The 6,774-nt window shown below is 27.3% G+C and carries 8 protein-coding genes; 5 read left to right on the top strand and 3 right to left on the bottom strand.

Annotated elements, in window-relative coordinates:
• Positions 1-588: glycosyltransferase (locus ACKVOD_RS03495; protein WP_409208092.1), on the bottom strand; the 588-nt coding region annotated here is incomplete at its 3' end.
• Positions 589-624: 36 nt separating this feature from the next.
• Here ACKVOD_RS03495 and ACKVOD_RS03490 point away from each other — a divergent pair.
• From ACKVOD_RS03490 to ACKVOD_RS03470, 5 genes are all read left to right on the top strand, one after another.
• On the top strand, positions 625-1,506 hold the full coding sequence (locus ACKVOD_RS03490) for a glycosyltransferase family 2 protein (protein WP_409208091.1): 882 nt from the start codon (positions 625-627) through the stop codon (positions 1,504-1,506).
• A 62-nt stretch (positions 1,507-1,568) separates the two neighbouring features.
• Positions 1,569-2,213 carry a class I SAM-dependent methyltransferase gene (locus ACKVOD_RS03485; protein ID WP_409208090.1) on the top strand — a complete coding sequence of 215 codons (645 nt, stop codon included), beginning with the start codon at positions 1,569-1,571 and terminating at the stop codon, positions 2,211-2,213.
• A gap of 71 nt (positions 2,214-2,284) precedes the next feature.
• Positions 2,285-3,841: a hypothetical protein gene (locus tag ACKVOD_RS03480; protein WP_409208089.1), complete on the top strand. Its 1,557-nt coding sequence runs from the start codon at positions 2,285-2,287 to the stop codon at positions 3,839-3,841.
• Positions 3,822-4,694 (top strand): decaprenyl-phosphate phosphoribosyltransferase, encoded by an 873-nt coding sequence (locus tag ACKVOD_RS03475; protein ID WP_409208088.1) that lies wholly within the window; start codon positions 3,822-3,824, stop codon positions 4,692-4,694. The genes ACKVOD_RS03480 and ACKVOD_RS03475 overlap by 20 nt, the downstream gene beginning before the upstream one ends.
• On the top strand, positions 4,691-5,272 hold the full coding sequence (locus tag ACKVOD_RS03470) for an HAD family hydrolase (RefSeq protein WP_409208087.1): 582 nt from the start codon (positions 4,691-4,693) through the stop codon (positions 5,270-5,272). The genes ACKVOD_RS03475 and ACKVOD_RS03470 overlap by 4 nt, the downstream gene beginning before the upstream one ends.
• 56 nt (positions 5,273-5,328) lie before the next feature.
• On the opposite strand, the gene ACKVOD_RS03465 is transcribed toward ACKVOD_RS03470, so the two are convergent.
• On the bottom strand, positions 5,329-6,603 hold the full coding sequence (locus tag ACKVOD_RS03465; protein ID WP_409208086.1) for an O-antigen translocase: 1,275 nt from the start codon (positions 6,601-6,603) through the stop codon (positions 5,329-5,331).
• 1 nt (position 6,604) lies between these two features.
• Positions 6,605-6,774, bottom strand: a 170-nt coding sequence (locus tag ACKVOD_RS03460; protein ID WP_409208093.1) for a DegT/DnrJ/EryC1/StrS family aminotransferase, incomplete at its 5' end; no start/stop codon positions are given.

The following is a 6,774-nucleotide window of genomic DNA, read 5'->3' as shown; positions in this document are numbered from 1 at the left end:
TCTTCCAACGGCAAGAATATATTTATAATCTAAATTTTCCTTAGACTGATTTTGAATGTATCCTATATCAATAGGATTGTAAATAGTTTCAATATTCGAATACTTAAAATCAGATTCTATTCGTTTTTTAATTCCATTTGAAACACTAACAATTTTATAACAATGAGAATAAATCCAATTCGCTAAAATGATGTTTTTAGGAAAATACAAATCCGTCATAAAACTGTGTACAGTAACAATTAATGGGGCATTATAAATAAATTTAGCAATATAAAACTCTTGCCATTGGTATCTTTTTACCCTAAAATCAATAATATAATCAAATTGATTATCAGAGAAAAACCTTCTTAAAACCCTAAATCGTTTCAGTCTATTGAAAAATCCATTTGAATTATCCTTTAGTTTTCCTAAGTTTAAAACTTTACCTGAAAATTCATATTCAATTTTATCAACAACGATCACATGATGAACTTTACAATAGTTATTCTCTAAAAAAACAGACAAAAAAGCGGCGCAACGTTCTGCTCCTCCAGTTGCGAGTTGGTCTGAAACGATACAGATATTTTTCTCTTTAATTTGGTCAAACATTACTATTTGCTTATTTTTATCCAAATATAAATAATAATGCAAGAAGATGTTTGGGTTACGGTAATTTGTTCCTGCTACAATCATTCTGGTTTTGTAACCGAAAGTTTAAAATCTGTTTTAAATCAATCTCACAAAAACACTCAACTCATTGTTGTTGATGATTTTAGTAATGACAATTCAGTAGCAGTTATTGAAGATTTCATAAAAAAGTATCCTGAAATAATTTTCATAAAAAATACAACAAATCTAGGTTTAACAAAATCCTTTAATCATGCCATGCAATTGGCGAAAGGACAATATTTCATTGATTTGGCTGCAGATGATATATTACTATCTAATTGCATTGAAATACAGCTAAATACTTTCAAAAATAGCCGTTATGAAAACCTTGCCATTGTATATGGTAATGCGGAGTTCATCTCCGAAAAAGGAACTCACATTTCCCATTATTTTGATGTCGATTGCCAAAATAAAACCATAGAAAAAAAACCAAGTGGCAATATTTACGCAGAGATTATTAGCACTAAAACCGTTATTTGTAGTGTTTCGTCAATGGTAAAAAAATTAGTTTTTGATGAATTAAAAGGCTATGACGAAAACTTATCTTATGAAGATTTAGATTTTTGGATACGGACTTCGAGAAATCATAATATAGAATTTATAGATGCCATTTTAGTTCAAAAAAGAATTCTTAATAATTCTTTACACGCTAACTTTTTCAAATCAAAAAACAAGCATGGTTATTCTACTTATCAAATTTTAAAAAAAGCTTTTAAACTTAACCGTAATAAAAAAGAACATCAAATTTTATTAGGTAGAATTTATCTTGAAATTAAGATTACTTTTAAAACAACAAATTATATTTTGGCACTAAAAAACTTTATTTTATTAATAAATGTAGGTTTGAAATCAATTTGATTTAGGAAACCACAACCTAAAAAATGTTTCATTTAATAAACAATCGGTACAAAAAATTAATTATGATTAAACAATCTGACATTCTAACTTTTTTAAAATCAAAGTCATTAAATTTAAATTTAATTGATAGACTAAAAGTTAATTATAGACCATTAATTTGCCCTTTTGATATTTTATTAAAATATGTTGACCAAAATAAATCTGTTTTTGACATTGGTTGTGGTTCTGGACAATTTTGTGCACTTATTGCAAAATTCACATCTGCAACTAATATTTACGGTATAGAAATTTCTAAAACTCTTGTCTTAAATGCTCGAGCCATAAATAAAGAATTCAAAGATGAAAAAACAATTACTTTTGAAGTATTTGATGGTAAAACTATTCCGATTGAAATTCAAAAATTCTCCATTGTTTATATGATAGATGTTTTACATCATGTGCCTAAAAACAATCAAGTTATTTTTTTAAAAGAAATATATTCAAAAATGGCTTTTGGTAGTATACTAATATTTAAAGATATCGATGCTAGCCATCCATTTGTTTATTTTAACAAAATACATGATTTGGTTTTTAGCAAAGAGACTGGAAATGAAATAAGTTTTCAGTTTGCCCAAAAGACAGTTAAAAATATCGGTTTTAAAACAATAGAAAAATTTAAAAAAACAACTTTTATATATCCTCATTACTTCCTAATTCTCGAAAAGTGAAAACCTTACATTATAAAATTATTTTTTTTAGCATTGTCGCATTCTATTGCGTCATTTTAAGTCAATTTGGAATGGAAAATTGGGATACTGGATATATTCCAAGTTTCTCTTGGCGTGTAATTAATGGTCAAGATATTTATCAAGATTTCATTTATAAAGGACCACCTATAACTATCTATTTTCATGCACTATGGATGAAAATACTCCCAGTTGAGGGTCAGTTCTATTTTATAAGAATTATTAATTATTTACTATTTACTTCACAAGTTTATTTCATACTTTCTGGATTTGATTTGATTTATAAGTTCAAAAATTACGGCATCAATAAGTGGTCTTTAATGATTCCTTGCTTCATTATATCTATTCATAATTGGTCACCATATCCTTGGCCAACAACGGATGGGATATTTTTTGCATCTATAGCTTTTTGGATAATGGCTAAGGATAAATCTAATTCATTTATTCATTTAACTTTTATTGCCTTATTTAGCTTATTATCCGCATTTACAAAACAATCTTTTTATCTAATTCCATTGGGGTTTTTAGGTTATGTTTTTATAAAATCAGGAATAAAAAAATCACTACAATTTGGACTTCTATTGATTTTCTTTTTAAGTCTATATCTTTTCTGGATCAATAGTTTTACCACAATTTCAAATTATTTTGAACAAACATCTAATCAAACAAGTTTTAAAGACTTATATATCTATGGGATAAGCAATTATATTCACTGTTTTAGAAGTAAAACTATTTTGGTTATTGTTCTATTATTCCCTTTGATTTTTAATTATTTTTTAAGAAAAACAAACTCTAATTCATTTCAGGAATATCTAAAATGGCTTATTATTACATTTTTGATAGCTAGTATTTCCTATCATCTTTTTCAAAATGTTCGAGAAGCTTCTTTAATTTTTTTTGTAACCTGTGGGTTGTCGATAGTTTATTACTTTTTTTTTATAAAAAAAGACATCAAATTCATTACTCCAATGCTTTTGACACTTTTAATAGCTTGGTCAACAGCAATTAGTGTTGGTTATCCATTTACGATGTTACTTTCAACAGGAATGATAGCTTCATTTATCATTTTATTTTACAGCGAAATCCCAAAATTTAAGCACAATAAAATCTTATATTATTCCATTATATTTGGTGTAAGTATTATTTCATTTCTTTCAAATAAAAATCCGTATCGCGATAGTTCATTACTAGATTTAAATTATTCTTTAGATTCTATTTCTCCAAAATTAAAATATATAAAAACTGATAAAGAAACATTTGAAAAACACAATGAAATCAAACAATTAATAAAAAAATACGGAAAGAATTTCATAGTAGCACCAGATACACCAATGGCAAATTGCATATTTGATACTCAGAGTAAATTACCCGCAGATTGGATAATCACAAACGAAGTTATGGGCAGAGAAACTTTGTTTATAAAATTAGCCGCAAACAAAAAAAACTATATCTTTATAAACAAAGAATATATTTTTGATAAACTCTACATTGGTTACCCTATTTTATATAGTGGAATTACCACTTTTATATATGAAAATTTCAACAAAATTGATCAAACAAAACATTATTTAGTATACAATTCATTACGAGATGATAAAAAGTTACCTTAAACTTCTAAGAGTTGAACAATACATCAAAAATTTATTTGTTTTTGCACCACTGTTTTTCAGCAAAGAATTATTTGACGAATCTATTTTCAGCAATGTCTTTTTAGCTTTTATTTGTTTTTCATTTGCTGCTAGCGGTATCTATATTATAAATGACTATTTTGATTTAAATGAAGATCAAAAACATCCTGAAAAATGTAAAAGACCATTAGCTTCTGGTGCAATTAAAGTTAAAATTGCCTTTTTAATAATGCTAATACTTATGATAATTTCGTTGGGATTAGCCAACCTAATTTCCACTAATTTATTTTTGATTTTAATTCTATATATTCTTTTAAACATACTCTATTCCAAATGGCTCAAACATATTGTTATTCTTGATGTAAATATCATTGCTATTGGGTTTATTCTAAGAGTATTTGCAGGAACAGTAGTTTCTGGAATTACTGCCTCAATTTGGATATTATTAATGACTTACCTACTGGCTCTTTTTCTTGCTATTGCAAAAAGAAGAACCGATGTGGTTTTAGCTCAAAACGGTCAACAAGTCCGAAAAAACATAGATGGATATAATTTAGCATTTATAGATACTGTTATGGCAATTTTAACATCAATTATTGTTGTGTGTTATATTTTCTATTGTATTTCGCCAGAAATACAATTTCAATATCATTCCAAACTGCTTTACATATCCATAATTTTTGTTTTAAACGGACTAGTCCGCTATCTAAAATTAGCAATTGTAGATAACTCTTCTTATTCTCCAACTAAACTAGTGTTAAAAGATAATTTTCTGCAATTTACTATTTTAGGTTGGTTATTATTAATGTCTTATCTTTTATATTTTAATCATTGAAAACAAATACTTTAGCACTTTTTGATTTTGACAAAACACTCTATAAAAAAGACAGCCTGTTAGAGTTTACAAAATTTTCAAAAGGCAATTTGAACTTCTTTTTTGGAATAATGTACTTATCACCTTATTTAATTTTAATGAAATTAGGCATCCTATCGAATCAAAATGTAAAGCAAAAATACTTTCAACATTTTTTTAAAAACTTTAAATATGATTATTTCAAAGCGATTGCAATAAATTTTGCCGTGAATGAAATTGAAAAAAAATTAAGTCCAAAAATATATCAGGAATTTCAAAAGCATTTAAAAGCTAATCATAAAATAGTTATTATAACAGCGTCTATTCCAGAATGGATAGCTCCTTGGAGTGCTCAATTTGGTGTCGAAGTCATTGGCACTCGTATGGAAATTTTAGACAATAAGATTACAGGAAGATTTATAACTAATAATTGTTTTGGGATAGAAAAAGTTAAGAGAATAAAAGCCATTATTGACCTAGAAAAATTCGATGAAATTTGTGTTTATGGATCAGGGAAAGGAGATTTAGAAATGTTACAACTTTCTAAAAAAACTATTTAATGGCATACAAAAAATAAAAATTTTAAATAAAAATTTTTTCATTTACTTTAACTTGTTTAAAACAAACTTCTTCTAAAATAAACGACTAAAACAACCCAATACACAAAATAGGCCAAAGCATAAGCCATAACAACACCTTCTAATCCAAATATTTTCATTAGAAAAAAACTAGAAAAATACGTTACTATCAATGAAAACAACTCGGTAATGATAAATGCAAGTGTGAGTTTTTTGGCAAAAAACTGATAGCCCAAAATCCACGATGCCATTTTAAACACATCACCCAATAATTGCCAAAAAAACAAAGTCGTAACAGGCAAAAATTCGGTAGTGAATAAAATCTTAACAATCAAAAAGCGAACAAAATAAAGAATCGTAACACCAATTAAAAATAATGGAAAAATGGTTTTGTAAAAACTCCAAAATACCTTTTTGGTTTCGAGATTGTTTTGTGCAACTGTCAATTTAGGTAAAAAATAAAGCGTAAGAATCGTAGAAACAAATAACAAATAATAAGACGATATTCGAGTAATTGCCTCCCAATATCCTGCCTGATGAATACCAATACTAGCAATAATGTTTTTTCGAATAGCAAGATACACTATCGAACCAACAACACCAGAAACCAAAGCCATCAAGAAATAAGATGCTAAATTTTTGATGATTTTGAAATCAAAATATTCGAATCTAATAAAAGAAAACAGTGGAAATTCTTTGTTGGTATAATAAAACGAAATCAAAAACAAAACCGATGGGGTAATAATTATAGCTTGTAACGCCCCAACGGTTTGATAATTGTAAACCAAAAAAACCGAAACGAAAAGCCCTATAAAATTACCAATTATGGTGATGTAAATTACGTTTTTGAACTTACCCAATCCGTTTATGATAGAAACCAAAACTAGTGACAAAGCATACCAAGGCAATGCAAAGGCAAAAGATTTGAATACAAAACCAAAAATATAATTTTTACCAAAAACAAACTCATTCCAATAATCGGACATGAAAAACAATAGTCCACTCAAAGCTACTGAAACAAAAAATACGGAGATAAAAACCGTAGCAACATATTGTTTCAATTCGGTTTCCTTTTCTTTGGTTTCGGCAATATATTTTACAATACCGTTTTGAAAACCCAAAGTTGAAATAGTTTCAAAAGAACCCACAAAATTTCTGAAATTACCCAAGAGGGCTAATCCGCTTGGACCAATAAAAATAGCAATAACTTTAGAAGTAATTAAGCCAATACATAATTTAAATACTACACTAATACTATTTAAAGAAGTGATTTTAAACAATTGAGTTTGGGCTATTTTTTTTAGAAACTTCAAATTAATATCTATTAGAAATTTCAATTACCAAACTCACTTCATCCTCAGTCAATACTGGACTCATAGGCAAACTTAAAACTTCATTATGAATTTTTTCGGTGACCGGAAACGATAAATTATTCCATCTTTCAAAAGCTTTTTGCATGTGTGGTGGTACTGGATAATGAATCA

This window comes from Flavobacterium sp. (genome assembly GCF_046155325.1).
Lineage (GTDB): Bacteria > Bacteroidota > Bacteroidia > Flavobacteriales > Flavobacteriaceae > Flavobacterium.
The sequence above is the reverse complement of the archived record's forward strand: the minus strand, read 5'-3'. Positions and strand labels throughout refer to the sequence as shown.